12 protein-coding genes are annotated in these 15,461 nt (G+C 72.8%); 1 reads left to right on the plus strand and 11 read right to left on the minus strand.

Translation table 11 applies throughout. From position 1 onward, the window contains the following. Positions 1 to 18 precede the first annotated feature (18 nt). The 5 genes from ABZ404_RS05350 to ABZ404_RS05370 all read right to left on the minus strand — a co-directional run bounded on the left by ABZ404_RS05350 (position 19) and on the right by ABZ404_RS05370 (position 7,585). The gene (locus ABZ404_RS05350; RefSeq protein ID WP_358990141.1) at positions 19 to 3,411 is read right to left on the minus strand and encodes an SAV_2336 N-terminal domain-related protein; all 3,393 of its coding nucleotides are present in this window, start codon (positions 3,409 to 3,411) and stop codon (positions 19 to 21) included. A 2-nt stretch (positions 3,412 to 3,413) separates the two neighbouring features. Next, positions 3,414 to 4,367: a MoxR family ATPase gene (locus tag ABZ404_RS05355; RefSeq protein ID WP_358837363.1), complete on the minus strand. Its 954-nt coding sequence runs from the start codon at positions 4,365 to 4,367 to the stop codon at positions 3,414 to 3,416. Next, complete coding sequence (locus tag ABZ404_RS05360; protein ID WP_358837362.1) at positions 4,364 to 6,619, minus strand: trypsin-like peptidase domain-containing protein; 2,256 nt, start codon at positions 6,617 to 6,619, stop codon at positions 4,364 to 4,366. Before ABZ404_RS05360 ends, ABZ404_RS05355 begins: the two co-directional genes overlap by 4 nt. A 3-nt stretch (positions 6,620 to 6,622) precedes the next feature. Continuing rightward, the gene (locus ABZ404_RS05365; RefSeq protein WP_358837361.1) at positions 6,623 to 7,027 is read right to left on the minus strand and encodes a CU044_2847 family protein; all 405 of its coding nucleotides are present in this window, start codon (positions 7,025 to 7,027) and stop codon (positions 6,623 to 6,625) included. Between the two features lie 66 nt (positions 7,028 to 7,093). Continuing rightward, entirely contained in the window at positions 7,094 to 7,585 is a 492-nt protein-coding gene (locus tag ABZ404_RS05370) for an NUDIX hydrolase (RefSeq protein ID WP_358837360.1), read from the minus strand. A gap of 162 nt (positions 7,586 to 7,747) precedes the next feature. Between ABZ404_RS05370 and ABZ404_RS05375 the strand changes: the two genes are divergently transcribed. Further along, positions 7,748 to 8,902 (plus strand): glycerate kinase, encoded by a 1,155-nt coding sequence (locus tag ABZ404_RS05375; RefSeq protein WP_358990144.1) that lies wholly within the window; start codon positions 7,748 to 7,750, stop codon positions 8,900 to 8,902. 179 nt (positions 8,903 to 9,081) lie between these two features. Here the strand turns inward: ABZ404_RS05375 and pssA are convergent, their stop codons facing one another. The 6 genes from pssA to ABZ404_RS05405 form a co-directional block, all read right to left on the minus strand. After that, a complete protein-coding gene (gene pssA / locus ABZ404_RS05380; RefSeq protein WP_358833650.1) occupies positions 9,082 to 9,933 on the minus strand; it encodes a CDP-diacylglycerol--serine O-phosphatidyltransferase in 852 nt (283 codons plus the stop codon). Beyond that, positions 9,920 to 10,576, minus strand: a complete 657-nt coding sequence (locus ABZ404_RS05385; protein ID WP_358833649.1) for a phosphatidylserine decarboxylase — start codon at positions 10,574 to 10,576, stop codon at positions 9,920 to 9,922. Before ABZ404_RS05385 ends, pssA begins: the two co-directional genes overlap by 14 nt. 185 nt (positions 10,577 to 10,761) lie before the next feature. Continuing rightward, complete coding sequence (locus tag ABZ404_RS05390) at positions 10,762 to 11,967, minus strand: acyl-CoA dehydrogenase family protein (protein WP_188272373.1); 1,206 nt, start codon at positions 11,965 to 11,967, stop codon at positions 10,762 to 10,764. A 2-nt stretch (positions 11,968 to 11,969) separates the two neighbouring features. Further along, the gene (locus ABZ404_RS05395; protein ID WP_358833648.1) at positions 11,970 to 12,482 is read right to left on the minus strand and encodes a MaoC family dehydratase; all 513 of its coding nucleotides are present in this window, start codon (positions 12,480 to 12,482) and stop codon (positions 11,970 to 11,972) included. 4 nt (positions 12,483 to 12,486) lie between these two features. Beyond that, the gene (locus tag ABZ404_RS05400) at positions 12,487 to 13,452 is read right to left on the minus strand and encodes a CoA ester lyase (RefSeq protein ID WP_358833647.1); all 966 of its coding nucleotides are present in this window, start codon (positions 13,450 to 13,452) and stop codon (positions 12,487 to 12,489) included. Then, positions 13,449 to 15,461 (minus strand): protein meaA, encoded by a 2,013-nt coding sequence (locus ABZ404_RS05405; RefSeq protein WP_358833646.1) that lies wholly within the window; start codon positions 15,459 to 15,461, stop codon positions 13,449 to 13,451. Before ABZ404_RS05405 ends, ABZ404_RS05400 begins: the two co-directional genes overlap by 4 nt.

Raw genomic sequence — 15,461 nt, forward strand, 5'->3', positions numbered from 1 at the left:
CCTGGCTCGCTCAGTCGCTCAGTCGGCCACCAGCAGGGCCCCCAGGCGCAGGAACGCCTTGTACGTCTCCGGCGCCAGCCAGGACAGCTCCACCGTGCTGCCCGTCGTCAGATGGCCGTCCCGGGGCACCATGACCACGCCCCGGCAGCGCGAGCCGAGTCCCCGCAGGGTGGCCGCGTCCAGGGCCCAGCCCGCCGCCGGACGGCTGTGGTTGAGGACGAGGACCGACTCCGACACCAGGTCGGGGCGGCCCATCGCCACCAGCCGGTCCACGGCCCGCTGGGCCTGGGTCACCCCGGCCGGGTCGGCGCGGGAGACGATCACCACCCGGTTGGCGAGCTCCAGTACGCCCTGCGGGAACTTGTCGGTGTCGGCGAGCGTCACCTGGAAGTACGGCCCGGTCACCTCCGTCACCTCGCGGTACTGGGAGTCGGAGAACTGGTCGGCGGTCGGCGGATGCGTCACCGAGTCGTTGGCCAGCACCATCAGACCCGACCGGTGCTGCGAGAGGAACACCCGCAGATCGTCGAAGTGCCGCACCTCCGCCCCCGACCCGGCGAGTTCGGTCAGCCGGGCCTCCGTGGAGCGGTACACCCGCCGGGCGATGTGGATGTGGGTGCCCGCGTGCCGGTCGGTGTCGACGGCCAGCACCGGCTCCTGGCGCTGCTCGGCCAGCACCGCGCCCAGCACCGTGGCGGTCGTCGTGCACCCGGCCCGGTCCTTCACCCCGACCACGGCGATCCGCAGGGGGTGCCGCAGCGGCGCCCGGATCGTACGGATCCACTCCTCGTGGTCGTCCGACTCCTGCTCCCCCGGCTCGTCCGCGAACTCCTCCTCGCTCTCGTCCTCCCACTCCACCGGCACCGGCAGCAGCGCGCCGAACGCCTCCGCCAGCTCGCGCGCGGTGGGCCGGGCCTCCGGCTCCTCGGCCACCGCGCGCATCAGCAGCTCGCGCAGACCGTCGTCGAGCCGGCGGAACTCGGGATCGTGCCGCAGCAGGTCGAACTGGTACCGCCGCCACTGCCTCCCGGTCACCGCGTGCAGCAGGATGGCCCCCACGGAGTACACGTCACCGGCCGCGATCCGCGACTCGCCCCACGAGGTGACCTCCGGGGCGCGGTAGGGCGAGCTGGGGGGCACGGTCAGCAGGGACGCGCTGGAGGCGCCGTCGATGCGCACCGAGGTCCAGCTGATGATGTGCAGCGTCCGCTCGGTGACGAGGACGGTGCCGGGCGTCAGGGCGCCGTGCACCAGCCCCTTGGCGTGGCAGCGGGCCACCGCGCGGGCCAGGCTCCAGCCCAGCCACGCCAGCAGCGGCGAGTCGTGCAGGGGACCGGCCGCGTGCATCACCGCGCTCAGGGTGGGGGCGGGCAGACCGGTGCTGAGGGGCGTGAACCGCAGCGCGATCCAGGGCGTCGCGGTCATCTCGTCCAGGTCGGAGGAGATCACGGCCGGCGCGTACACCCCGTCCATCCGGCGCAGCGCCCGCCGCTCGGTGGCCAGGCTCTCGCGCGCGGTGGGCGAGTCGGGGGAGCGGGCGACCCGCAGCAGCACCTGCTCGCCGTCGATGTCCTCGCCGATGTAGGCGACCGCCTTGCCGCCGGACTCGTCGCGCATCCGCAGGGTGTACGGACCGAGGGTGCGCAGGTCCAGCATCTGGAGCGGCTGCCAGGAGGGGGCCGCCTCCAGCACGGAGGGCAGCCGCGCGTCCTCGTACGGCGACGCGTCCGGCGGCGCCGCCCGCACCGGCGTCATCGGCCGGGCCCCCAGATGGGTCAGCAGCCGGTCCTCCAGCCAGGCGAACGGCCGTGTCCCCGGCAGGAGTTCACCCGTCCCCGACGGGTGGGCGAGCCAGGCGGGGAAGTCGGGGGAGCGGCCCACCAGCGTGGCGAGGCGGTCGGTGACCGCCCGGGTGGTGCGCAGCAGGTCGATGGGGGACGCGGTGTCGAGGAGGATGTCCTGGACACCGTCGAGGAAGCCGAACCGGCGGTGCTGGGCGGGCAGGGCGGCCCCCGGCGGGTCGGCCCGGCGCATCAGCCCGCCCAGGAACACCTCGGCCAGGTGCGCGGTGTCGGAGCGCCACGGCACGGCCGCCTGGACGAGGCGCATCACCGGCACCGTCAGCGGCGAGATCGCGGCGAGGTGGGCGGCGAGCCGGTAGGCCTGCGGGGACGCCGCGTCCCGGAACCGCAGCACCGCGTCGGCCGGGTCCGCGCCCCGGGTCGCCGCCTCGCCCCGCAGACCGCGCGCGCCGGGCGGCGCCAGCAGCGGCAGCTCCGCACCGGCCCCCGGCGAGGCCACCAGCCGCGCCCAGGCGGCGACGGCCGGGGGAGAGGGCTCCAGTACGGGGACCGGCACTCCGGGGAAGCGGTCGCCGAGGCCCGGCGGCAGCAGCGGGTCGGTCACCTCCCAGGTGTGGTTGGCCGCGCCGCGCCGCCGCGTGGTCACCGACCACTGCTCCGAGCGGATGCCCGAGGCGTCCCACATGTGGGACGGCAGCGCGTGCACCACGGCCGTCGGCCCCTGGCGGGCCCAGCGCTCCAGCGCGCCGTGCATCCGCCCGTCCCGCCAGCAGGCCCCCACCCCGTCGCTGATCACCAGGACCAGGGTCCGGCCCGAGGGGTCGGCGGCGGAGGCCGGGGAGAGCAGCGGGCCGCCGGGGTCGAAGGGGCGCACCCGCAGGCCCGGCGCGTCGGGCGAGCGCGCGTCCAGGCCGTGCACCCGGATGTCCCGGAAGGCGCCCAGCCGCTCGAAGACGGACCGCAGTTCGGTGGCGAGCCGGCGCCACAGGAGCATCGACAGGCCGTCGTCGATGAGGAGGGTGAGGTCCAGCCAGCGCCTTCGCGCGGGCCGCAGCACCACGTCGGGCAGGCCGCTCTCGGCCATCGCGGTGGCCGTCGCCTCCTCGTCGAACTCCCAGAAGTGCGAGCCCGGACGGGGCTGTTTCAGCAGCCGCAGGGACCGGCTCAGCCGCAGTTCGCCGTCGCCGAGCGCCTTCTCCTCGGGCACCCGCACCGGCAGCGCCCCGGTGCCGCGGGCCGGCGGCGGGGCGGCGGCTGCCTCGGTGAACTCGGGGGCGCTGCGGGAGGCGGCCGCCGCGTGCAGGGCGCCCAGCAGCTGGGTGGGGAGCGGCGGCTGGGAGCCCTCGCCCTCGCCGGCCCCTGTTCCTTCGTCGGACCGCCCGTCCGGCGGCACCACCGTGCCCTCGGGCGGTGTCCGCGTCTCCTCCCACGACGCCGGCCCGGGCACGCGCGCCGGGTCCGGGGCCAGGGCGCTCGCCAGCGGGGCGGCGGAGCCGCGCGGCAGCCGGGCGGCCAGCCACAGGGTGTCCAGGAGCTCGTGCGTGGACAGCTCGTGGCCCACCAGGGCGGCGAGCCGGGCCAGGGCGTCCGAGGGCTCCGCGCGCGGCACGGCTAGACCGATCCGCCCAGCCGGTGGAGCACGGCGTCCAGCAGGCCCTCGGCGTTCAGGTTCACCCCGCCCTTGCGCAGGAACACCGCGTTGAGCAGCTGGTCGGTGGCGAGCTCGCCCGGCGCCCGGCGGTTCAGGAAGGCGTGCAGCAGGTCGTCCACGCCGTCGAGCGCCCCGTCGCCCAGGTGCGCGGCCACGATGTCCCGCAGCCGCTCCTCGTCCGGGTCCGGCAGGTCCAGGCGGACGCAGCGCCGCAGGAACGCGGGCGGGAAGTCCCGTTCGCCGTTGCTGGTGATCACCACCACCGGGAACTCGCGGCAGCGCACCACCCCCCGGCGGACCGTCACCCGGCCGCCGTCGGGGTCATGGGTGAGCACCGGCACCTCCGACTGCGCCTCCGGCAGCCGGGACAGCTCGGGGATCTCGAACTCGCCCTCCTCGAACACCGTCAGCAGGTCATTGGGAAGATCCACGTCCCCCTTGTCGAGCTCGTCCACCAGCAGGACCCGGGGCCGTTCGCGCGGCACGAGCGCGGTGCCCAGCGGGCCCAGCCGGACGAAGGTGCCGATGTCGGGCTCCGGGGAGCCGTGCTCCTGGCGCAGATGCGTCTCGCGCAGCCGCCCGATGGCGTCGTAGCCGTACAGCGCGTCCTTGAGCACCGACCGGCTGTTGACCGGCCACTGGAGCACCGGCCCCAGCGACAGTTCGTGCGCGACGGCGTGCGCCAGGGAGGACTTGCCGGTGCCGGGGTGACCGGTGACCAGGAGCGGGCGGCGCAGATGCAGCGCGGCGCTCACCACGTCGGCCTCGGTGCGGCCGATCAGATACGGGCGGTGGCGCACCCGGGTGCCGGGCGCGCCGCCCGCGAACTGGCGCCACGGCGGCGCCTCGGGGAAGTCCACCTCCCGGGGGGTGCGGTCGCCGCGGAAGAGCCGCCACCCGTCGTTCTCCGTCATGTCGCCTGATCCGTTCCGTCCGAGGGGCGGGCGTTTGCTTCCGGCGCGTCCGGCCCCTGTGAGGGGTCGGCGAGCTGCAGCTCGTCGGGGAGCGGCAGCTCGGCGTCCTCCCACACCAGCGCCGGCCGTGCGGGCACCTCGGGGTCCGTGTAGGCGCGGACCCGGAAGTGCCGGACCCTTTCGGGGAGTCCGTCGACGGGACCGTACGGCGTGGCCCCGTCGAGGCGGGACGTGTCGGCCGGCTCCACGGCCGCCCGGTCCCACAGGACGATCGGGACCCCCATGGCCAGACAGAAGTGCAGCAGCCGCGTCCGGCCGGCGGGAGGCCCGTGCACTATGACGCGCGCGGCGTCGTAGTGGGTTGTCTTGAGCAGCCGGATCAGCTCCATCTCGTCGGAGATCCGGTGGTCCGCCACGAGCGGCTCGCTCTGGTGGCGGGCGCCCCAGCGGCGCTTCAGGTCGCCCGCGCCGGTGCGCGAACGGCGCCGGATCTGCGGGCAGCGCAGCACCAGGTGGAAGTCCTCGCCCAGCCGCGCCGGGAAGAACTCGTCGGCGCCGGCCCCGTCCCACTCGTCCACCGGCAGGTGCAGCGCGTCCGGGGCGACGGACACCGCGACCAGCGCCACGTTCTGCCCGGCGCCCTCCGCGCCCCCGGCCACCTCGCGCACCAGCCGGGCGATCTCCCGCCCGGTGCGCGGGCGTTCGGTGCCGGTGGCGGTACGGGCGGCCGTGCCGTCCGCGCGCATCCGCCACACCGCGCACCGGTAGTGGCCGTCCGGGTCCTGGGGGTGGCGGCCCAGCTCCACCAGGACGCGCACCCCGGTGCCGGCCGAGCGGTCCGACCAGCGCGCCGCGTCCGCCCGGCGCTCGCCCAGGGCCGAGGGGTGGATGCCGAGCCGGGCCGCGACCCGCCCGCTCCACTCCTGGAGCGCCTGGCAGGCCATGCCGCCGGTCTCCGCGGCCGCGTACTCCACCACCCGCAGCAGGGCGGGCAGCCGGGGTGTCTCGTGCGGCACCGGCGAGCCGTCGCCCGGCCACTCCTCCAGCTCGCGGACCGCGCCGGGCACGTCCTCGGGGGCGAGCCGCGCGGCCGTCAGCGAACGGGGCAGCTCCACATAGGGCAGCGCGGCCGTCGCCGCCCGGGGCAGCAGCCCCGGATCCCGGCGGGTGAGGTGGTCCCACTTCACCAGCAGCGCCCGGTGTTCGGCGACGGAGAGCAGCCCGGCCGCGTCGGTGAGCCGGCCGAGCGCCAGCAGCCGGTCGAGACCCGCGCGGTCCCGCACCCCCTCCAGGGAGGGCGCGAGCGACTCGGCGAGCGTGGGCAGCGCGCGCTCGACCGTGCACAGCACCACCGCCAGCTCCTCCACCGACGGCGCCGTCCCGTCCGTGCGGGTGCGCAGCCCGAGGGCCGCGCCGAGCGCGGTGGAGTGCGCCGCCCGTACGGCCGGATCGCCCAGCAGGGCGTGCAGCGGGCCGACCATCATGTCCCGCACCGCGTCGTCGCCGGCCGCCCCCGCGCCCTCGCGCGCCCCGAGCACCGGGTCCGGCGCCGCGCCCACCCGCGCCAGCTCCTGCCGGACCGACTGCCAGGTCAGGCCCCAGCTGCGGCGCACGGTGTGCTGGGTGTCGAACGTGCCCTCCGGCGGGGTGATCCTGCCCATCACCAGGCCCACGGCCGCGCCGTCGGCGGGCGACCACAGGGGCCCGCCGCTGTACCCGTCGTCGACGGCCGCGCCGGAGAGCCGCCCGTCGAGATAGCCGATCCGCCCGTCGCACGAGCCGACCTGGACGTCCGCGTACGAGAACGGCTGGCCGCCGCCGTACCAGGCCCGCACCTGCTGTCCGGCCCGCATGTCCTGCCAGCGCACCGGGCCCACCGGGGGCGGCGGCTCCTCGTCCAGTTCCAGTACGGCCAGGTCGCCGCCCCACTCCAGGGAGCCGTCGGCCACCGGGCCCTGGTGGTGCGCGGCACGCGGCGGCACCCAGGCCACCAGCCGGGCCTGCCGGTCGCCCGCGGCGCCCGCGGCCACCGCGGGGAAGGAGACGTCGAGGGTGACGGAGCCCGGGTCGCGCGGGCTCAGCATCCGTACGCCGAGCGCCGCGTTGACGACGTGCGCGCAGGTCAGCAGTCTGCGGCCGGCGAGGTAGACGCCCGCGCCCGCGGTGCGTCCTCGGTCGGCCGAGAGCACCCGCACCAGCGCGCCGCGCGCGTCGGCCGACGGGTCCGTGTCCGGCGCCTTGAACCAGCCCACGGCTCAGTTGCCGCCCGGGTCCGTGCCGGTGGCGGAGGTGTCGGGGCGCAGCTGCCAGGTGGCCTGGACGGTCATGCTGGCCTGGCCGTTGGCGCCGACGATGCCGAGCTTGAGGTCGTGGCCGATCTGGAGGCCGAAGGCGACCGCGAGCGAGTCGGGCGGGTCCGCGATGCCCCGTACGGCGTCGTGCACCTGCTGGAGGACGGGCCCCAGGGGTCTCAGCACGGCCGCGAGGGTGTCCGTGGCGAGCGCGGCGACCCGCTCGCCGCGCCCGACGGGCGTCCCCCCGCCGACCCCGCCCGGCAGATCGTCGTCCGGGGCCGTCCGGGGCACGCCCACGGGCGACAGCCCGACTCTGACCCGGGCGCCGTCGTCGAGGATGAGTTCCACGTAGTCGTCATGCGGCACGGGGACATTGTGCGGCCAACGGGCCGCGAGAGCAGCAGAGTTGACGGAACCGGCGGCGGGCGGCCGTCAGCCCACCCGTCGGCCGTTCTCCAGCTCCGCCGTCCCCGTCCCGGCCGCCAGCACGTCGAGCGCGGCGAGCACCCGGTTGCCGAGCCGGTCCAGCAGATGCGCGGTGATCTCCTCGCGCGGCACCAGCCGCCAGGCGAGCAGCTCCTCCTCCTGGAGGCGGACCGCCCGCAACTGCTCCTCGGTGAGGACGCCGCCGTCGTACAGGTACGCGGCGATCGGCGGCCTGTCCGCACCGGGCACCCAGTCGACGGCGAGCAGCTGTCCGGGGCTCACGTCCAGACCGATCTCCTCCAGCGTCTCGCGGCGGGCGGCCTGGCGGGGGGTCTCGCCCCGGTCCGACTCGATCGTGCCGCCGGGCAGCGCCCAGCCGTCCCGGTAGTTCGGCTCGACGAGCAGGACGTGCCCGCGCCCGTCGCGCAGGAGGAGGGCGGCACCGGCGAGGACGCGGGGGAGCCCGGCGATGTACGTGGCGTAGTCAACGGTCGTCACGGGTGCCAGGGTAGGGGCGCCCGGCCGGGCCCTGCCGCGGTATGGAGGTTTTGTCGGGTGACACGCCGTCCCGCCGTGCATGACGCCTATGGGCACGGGTGCGCCCGGCGGATAGGGTCGGCAGCGGCGCGACTGCTTGTTCGACAGCAAGGGATTAGCAAGGTGACGGACGGAGCAGTGTTGGAGACCGCGCGCGTGCTGGTGGCGGCGGACAAGTTCAAGGGCTCGCTCACGGCCGTACAGGTCGCGGAGCGGGTGACGGCCGGGCTGCGGCGGGTCGTCCCCGATCTGGCGGTGGAGACGCTGCCGGTCGCCGACGGCGGCGACGGCACGGTCGCCGCGGCGGTCGCGGCCGGGTTCACCCGCCGCGAGGCCCGGGTCACCGGCCCGCTCGGCACCCCGGTCACCGCGGCCTACGCGGTACGGGACGGGGTGGCCGTGGTGGAGATGGCGGAGGCGTCCGGCCTTCAGCACCTCCCCGAGGGCGTCTTCGCCCCGCTGACCGCCACCACGTACGGCTCGGGCGAGCTGCTGCTGGCCGCGCTCGACGCGGGGGCGCGCACCATCGTCTTCGGGGTGGGAGGCAGCGCCACCACGGACGGCGGGGCCGGCATGCTCGCGGCGCTCGGCGCCCGGTTCCTGGACGCGGCGGGCGAGCCCGTGGCGCCCGGCGGCGGCCCGCTGGCGACGCTGGCCACGGCGGACCTCTCGGGCCTCGACCCCCGTTTCGCCTCGGTCGACCTGGTCCTGGCCAGCGACGTGGACAACCCGCTGACCGGGCCCAAGGGCGCGCCCGCGGTGTACGGCCCGCAGAAGGGCGCCACGCCCGAGGACGTGGCGGCCCTGGACGCGGCGCTCGGCCACTTCGCCGAGGTCCTGGAGGCGTCCCTGGGGGGCCGTGCGGCCGAGGCCGCGCTCGCCCCGGGCGCCGGGGCCGCGGGCGGCATCGGCTACGGCGCGCTCGTGGCCCTCGGGGCGACCTTCCGGCCGGGTATCGAGGTCATGCTCGACGTCCTGGGCTTCGCCCCGGCCCTCGACCGGGCCACGCTGGTGATCACGGGCGAGGGGTCGCTGGACGAGCAGACCCTGCACGGCAAGGCGCCGGCGGGGGTGGCGGCGGCGGCCCGGGCGGCGGGCGTGGAGGTCGTCGCGGTCTGCGGCCGCCTGGCGCTGCCCCCGGAGGCGCTCGGCCGGGCCGGAATCCGCCGCGCGTACGCCCTGACGGACCTGGAGCCGGACCCGGCCCGCTGCATGGCGGAAGCGGGACCGCTGCTTGAGCGCAGCGCGGAGCGACTGGCCAGGGACTTTTTGACCTGACCTGACCTGACCGTCTGCGGGCCGGTGGTCGGTTGCTCGCGCCTTTCCCCGCGCCCCTGACTACCCAGGGGCGCGGGGAACCGCGCGCTCAGCCACAGACGGCCCGCGGACAAGGACCGGGCACGAACAAAGGGCCCCGGACCGAAACGGTCCAGGGCCCCACACCGCGCCGCCGGCCCCTACGGCTGCGCCGCCCGCGCCTCGCGGCGGTTGTCGCGGATCGTGTTCACCCGGCGGGCCGTGGCGAACAGGGGAATCACCGCGCCCAGCACGACCTGCAGCACACAGCCCGTCTGGAGCAGCAGCTGACCGCCCGGCGCGTCGAACGCCCACGCCGCCAGCAGCCCCATCGCCCCCACGATCCAGCTGAGCATGGCCACCGCGAGGATCCCGCGCGGCTTCGGGTACTCCACCCGGCTGACCATCAGCCACGCCACCCCTATGACGGCGAGCAGCGTCGGCACGAACGGCAGCTCCAGCAGCACGATCGAGACGACGGTCAGCGCGCCGAACGGGCTCGGCATGCCCTGGAACATGCCGTCCTTCATCGTCACGCACGAGAAGCGCGCGAGTCTGAGCACCACCGCGAGCAGCACGGTGATCGCCGCCACGGCCGCGACGCGCTGGTGGGCGTCGTCGGCGACCATGCCGTACACCAGGACGAAGTACGCCGGGGCGAGCCCGAAGCTGATGAGGTCCGAGAGGTTGTCCAGCTCGGCGCCCATCGGCGAGCTCCGCAGCTTCCGCGCGACCAGGCCGTCGCAGAGGTCGAAGATCGCCGCGAGCAGCATCAGGATCACGGCGGTCGCGGCGGAGTGCCGCGCCATGCCGGTCTCGGCGCTGCCCGACAGGTGCGGGATGAGGATTCCGGTGGTGGTGAAGTACACCGCCATGAACCCGCAGGTCGCGTTGCCGAGCGTGAGGGTGTCCGCTATCGACAGCCGCAGGGAGAGAGGCATCTCCTCCGCGTCGTCGCCGGCGTCCGTGCCCGGCACCCAGTCGGTCTGGGTGTCAGGATCAATCACGGTCAATTCGAGTCACCCCCGCAGTGGTCTTCTGGCCGACCTCGACCGCGACCTCGACCCCCTCCGGAAGGTAGATGTCGACGCGGGAGCCGAACCGGATGAGACCGATGCGCTCGCCCTGCTCCACCTTGGTGCCCTGGGGGATGTACGGGACGATCCGCCGCGCCACAGCACCCGCGATCTGCACCATCTCGATGTCACCGAGCTCGGTGTCGAAGTGCCAGACAACGCGCTCGTTGTTCTCGCTCTCCTTGTTGAACGCCGGAACGAACCCGCCGGGCACGTGCTCGACGGACGTCACCGTGCCCGTCAGGGGCGCGCGGTTGACGTGGACGTTCAGCGGGCTCATGAAGATCGCGACGCGGGTGCGTCCGTCCTTCCACGGCATGATGCTCTGCACCACACCGTCGGCGGGGGAGATGACCCGCCCGGATGCGATCTCGCGCTCGGGGTCGCGGAAGAACCACAGCATGCCCGCCGCGAGCGCGGTGGCGGGTACGGCCACGGCCTTGGCGGCGCCGGAGCGGCGCGCGCGGGCGAGGCTGAGGGCTGCGGTGGCGACGGTCGGCAGAAGCCACGGCGATGCTCCGCGAGCAAGACGTCCCTGGAGGAAACCGTCGCGAGATGCAGAGGTTTGGCTGTGGGGCATGGATGACCTTCGTAGCGGATGATGCCGCGCTGGCAAGTGGGGGACGGCGGCTGGTTTACCAGCGATGCTATCGGTTGCGAGCCGCAACTGGGAAAGCCAGAAGCCCAGTCGGTCGGCCGGAAGCCCTCGGGCAGCGCCTACAGGGTGTGATCTTCTTCGCGGCCGAACCGACCTAAAAGCGACAATCAACCCTGGAATCGGTACTCTTCGAGAAGCCGACGTCCAATGATCATTTTTTGGATCTCGGCGGTACCTTCACCGATGAGCAGCATCGGCGCCTCGCGGTACAGGCGCTCGATCTCGTACTCCTTCGAGAAGCCGTAGCCACCGTGGATACGGAAGGCGTCCTCCACGACCTCCTTGCAGTATTCGGAGGCGAGGTACTTCGCCATCCCTGCTTCCAGGTCGTTTCGTTCCCCGGAGTCCTTTTTGCGTGCTGCGTTGACCATCATGGCATGAGCGGCCTCCACCTTGGTAGCCATCTCCGCCAGCTTGAACTGAATCGCCTGGTGCTGGGCGATCGCCTTGCCGAAAGTGTGACGTTGCTGGGCATACGAGACACCCAGCTCAAAGGCACGCTGAGCGACACCGCAGCCACGCGCCGCGACGTTCACGCGGCCGACCTCGACGCCGTCCATCATTTGGTAAAACCCTCGGCCGGTGACCCCGCCGAGGACCCGATTGGCCGGAATGCGCAGTCCGTCCATGATGAGTTCGGTCGTGTCGACGCCCTTGTACCCCATCTTGTCGATCTTGCCGGGGATGGTCAGGCCCGGACGGACCTCGCCGAAGCCGGGCTCCTTCTCCACCAGGAAGGTCGTCATCGACTTGTGGGGCGCGGTGCCCTCGGGGTGTCCTTCGTCACTTCGGCACAGAACGGCCACCAGCGACGAGGTTCCGCCGTTCGTGAGCCACATCTTCTGACCGTTCAGGACGTACTCGTCGCCGTCCCTGACGCCCTTGGACGTGATCGCCGACACATCCGAGCCGAGCGCGGGCTCGGACATCGAGAACGCGCCGCGCACCTCGCCGAGCGCCATCCGGGGCAGGAAGGTGTCCTTCTGCTCCTGGGTGCCGTGCTGCTTGAGCATGTACGCCACGATGAAGTGCGTGTTGATGATGCCGGAGACCGACATCCAGCCACGCGCTATCTCCTCGACGCACAGGGCGTACGTCAGGAGCGACTCGCCCAGGCCGCCGTACTCCTCGGGGATCATCAGCCCGAACAGGCCGAGCTCCTTGAGGCCCTCGACGATCTGCGTCGGGTACTCGTCCTTGTGCTCCAGCTGGGTCGCGACCGGAATGATCTCCTTGTCGACGAAGTCCCGGACGGTGGCCAGGATTTCCTGCTGGACGTCGGTCAGACCGGCGGTCTGCGCGAGACGGGCCATGGCTACTTCTCCTGCGACTTGAGCTGGGGGCGGCCGGGCTGCTCGCCGCCGCGCTCCTTGATGTACGTCTCGGTGGGGACCATCACCTTGCGGCGGAAGACGCAGACGAGGGTGCCGTCCTGCTTGTAGCCCTTGGTCTCGACGTAGACGATGCCCCGGTCGTTCTTGGACTTCGAGGGCGTCTTGTCGAGGACCGTCGTCTCGCCGTAGATCGTGTCGCCGTGGAAGGTCGGCGCCACGTGCCGCAGCGACTCGATCTCCAGGTTGGCGATGGCCTTCCCCGACACGTCCGGGACGCTCATGCCGAGCAGCAGCGAGTAGATGTAGTTGCCCACCACCACGTTCCTGCCGAAGTCGGTGGTGTTCTCGGCGTAGTTGGCGTCCATGTGGAGCGGGTGGTGGTTCATGGTGAGCAGACAGAACAGATGGTCGTCGTACTCGGTCACCGTCTTGCCGGGCCAGTGCTTGTACACGTCCCCGACGGTGAACTCTTCGTAGGTGCGGCCGAACTGCATGGTGTTACGCCTCCGGGATCTCGAACTTCGACGTGCGCTGCATACCGGCCGCCCGGCCCTTGCCCGAGATGACCAGCGCCATCTTGCGGCTGGCCTCGTCGATCATCTCGTCGCCGAGCATCGCCGAGCCCTTCTTGCCGCCGGCCTCGGAGGTGAAGTACTCGTACGCGTCGAGGATGAGCTCGGCGTGGTCGTAGTCCTCCTGGGAGGGCGAGAAGACCTCGTTGGCCGCCTCGACCTGGCCGGGGTGCAGCACCCACTTGCCGTCGAAGCCGAGGGCGGCGGCGCGCTGGGCGACCGCCTTGTAGCCGTCGATGTTCTTGATCTGGAGGTAGGGGCCGTCGATCGCCTGGAGGTTGTTGGCCCGCGCCGCCATCAGGATCTTCATCAGGATGAAGTGGTACGCGTCCGCCGGGTACCCGGGCGGCTGCTCGCCCACGACCAGCGACTTCATGTTGATGGACGCCATGAAGTCGGCCGGCCCGAAGATGATCGTCTCGACCCGCTGGGACGCCTGCGCGATGGCGTTCACGTTGTTGAGGCCCTGGGCGTTCTCGATCTGCGCCTCGATGCCGATCTTGCCGACCTCGAAGCCCATGGTCTTCTCGATCTGCGTGAGCAGCAGGTCGAGCGCCACGATCTGCTGGGCGTCCTGGACCTTCGGCAGCATGATGCAGTCGAGGTTGTGCCCCGCGCCCTCGACGACGGTGACGACGTCGCGGTACGTCCACTCGGTCGTCCAGTCGTTGACCCGGACCACCCGGGTCTTGCCGGTCCAGTCGCCCTCGTTCAGGAACTTCACGATGGTGTGCCGGGCCTCCGGCTTGGCGAGCGGCGCGCAGGCGTCCTCCAGGTCCAGGAAGACCTGGTCGGCGGGGAGGCCCTGCGCCTTCTCCAGGAAGCGCGGATTCGAGCCCGGGACGGCCAGGCACGAACGGCGCGGCCGGAGACGGTTGACAGAGCTGGTCATGCGGGGACCTCCAGAGGGTCGAGCTTGTTCGCTTTACGGATCTCGTCGACGATACGGCCGATGATCTCCGTGATGCCGAAGTCCTTCGGGGTGAACACGGCGGCGACACCCGCCGAGCACAGCTCCTCGGCGTCCGCCGGCGGGATGATCCCACCGACGATCACCGGGATGTCGGGCGCGCCGGCCTCGCGCAGCCGGGTCAGCACGTCCGGGACCAGCTCGGAGTGCGAGCCGGAGAGGATCGACAGGCCCACGCAGTGCACATCCTCCGCCAGCGCGGCGTCGACGATCTGCTCGGGGGTGAGCCGGATCCCCTGGTAGACCACCTCGAAGCCGGCGTCACGCGCGCGTACGGCGATCTGCTCGGCGCCGTTGGAGTGACCGTCCAGGCCCGGCTTGCCCACCAGCAGGCGCAGCCGGCCCGAGCCGAGCTCATCGGCCGTACGGGTCACCTTCTCGCGCACCAGCGCCAGCGGCGTGCCCGCCTCGGCGGTGACGGCGACGGGCGCCGAGGAGACGCCGGTCGGCGCGCGGAACTCGCCGAAGACGTCCCGCAGCGCCCAGGACCACTCGCCCGTGGTGACGCCCGCGCGGACGCACTCCAGGGTCGCGGTCATCAGGTTCTCCGACCCGGCGGCGGCCTTCTTCAGGGCCGCCAGCGCCTCCGAGGCCCGCGCCTCGTCCCGGTTGTCGCGCCACTCGTGGAGCCCCGCGACCACCCGGGCCTCGTTCGCCGGGTCCACCGTCATGATCGCGGTGTCCAGGTCGGAGGTGAGCGGGCTGGGCTCGGTGGACTCGTAGCAGTTGACGCCGATGATCTTCTCGTCGCCGCTCTCGATCCGGGCCCGGCGCTCGGCGTGCGAGGAGACGAGCTGCGACTTGAGGTAGCCGGACTCGACGGCCGCCATCGCGCCACCCATCCGCTGGATGCGCTCGATCTCCGCCAGGCACTCCTCGACGAGCGAGCCGACCTTGGCCTCGATGACGTGCGACCCGGCGAAGATGTCCTCGTACTCCAGCAGGTCGCTCTCGTGGGCGAGGACCTGCTGGATGCGCAGGGACCACTGCTGGTCCCAGGGGCGCGGCAGACCGAGCGCCTCGTTCCAGGCAGGGAGCTGGACGGCCCGCGCGCGGGCGTCCTTCGACAGCGTCACGGCCAGCATCTCCAGGACGATGCGCTGGACGTTGTTCTCCGGCTGCGCCTCGGTCAGCCCGAGGGAGTTGACCTGGACGCCGTAGCGGAAGCGGCGCTGCTTGGCGTCCTCGATGCCGTACCGCTCCCGCGTGACCTTGTCCCAGATGCGGCCGAACGCCCGCATCTTGCACATCTCCTCGACGAACCGGACGCCCGCGTTCACGAAGAACGAGATCCGGGCCACCACATCGCCCTTGCGGTCCTCGGGCACCTGGCCGGACGCGAACACCGCGTCGAGCACGGCGATCGCGGTCGACATCGCGTAGCTGATCTCCTGGACCGGGGTGGCCCCTGCCTCCTGGAGGTGGTAGCTGCAGATGTTGATCGGGTTCCACTTGGGGATGTGGTTGACCGTGTAGGTGATCATGTCGGTGGTCAGCCGCAGCGACGGACCGGGCGGGAAGACGTGCGTCCCGCGCGACAGGTACTCCTTCACGATGTCGTTCTGCGTCGTGCCCTGGAGCCGGGTGACATCGGCGCCCTGCTCCTCGGCGACCACCTGGTACATGGCCAGCAGCCACATCGCCGTGGCGTTGATGGTCATCGAGGTGTTCATCTGCTCCAGGGGGATGTCCTGGAACAGCCGCCGCATGTCACCCAGATGGGACACCGGGACCCCGACCCGGCCCACCTCGCCGCGGGCGAGGATGTGGTCCGGGTCGTAGCCGGTCTGCGTCGGCAGGTCGAAGGCGACCGACAGACCGGTCTGACCCTTGGCGAGGTTGCGCCGGTAGAGCTCGTTGGACGCCTCGGCGGTCGAGTGACCGGCGTACGTCCGCATGAGCCAGGGCCGGTCCTTGTGACGCTCAGTCAT

This window comes from Streptomyces sp. NPDC005878, assembly GCF_040629815.1.
In the GTDB taxonomy this organism is placed as follows: domain Bacteria; phylum Actinomycetota; class Actinomycetes; order Streptomycetales; family Streptomycetaceae; genus Streptomyces.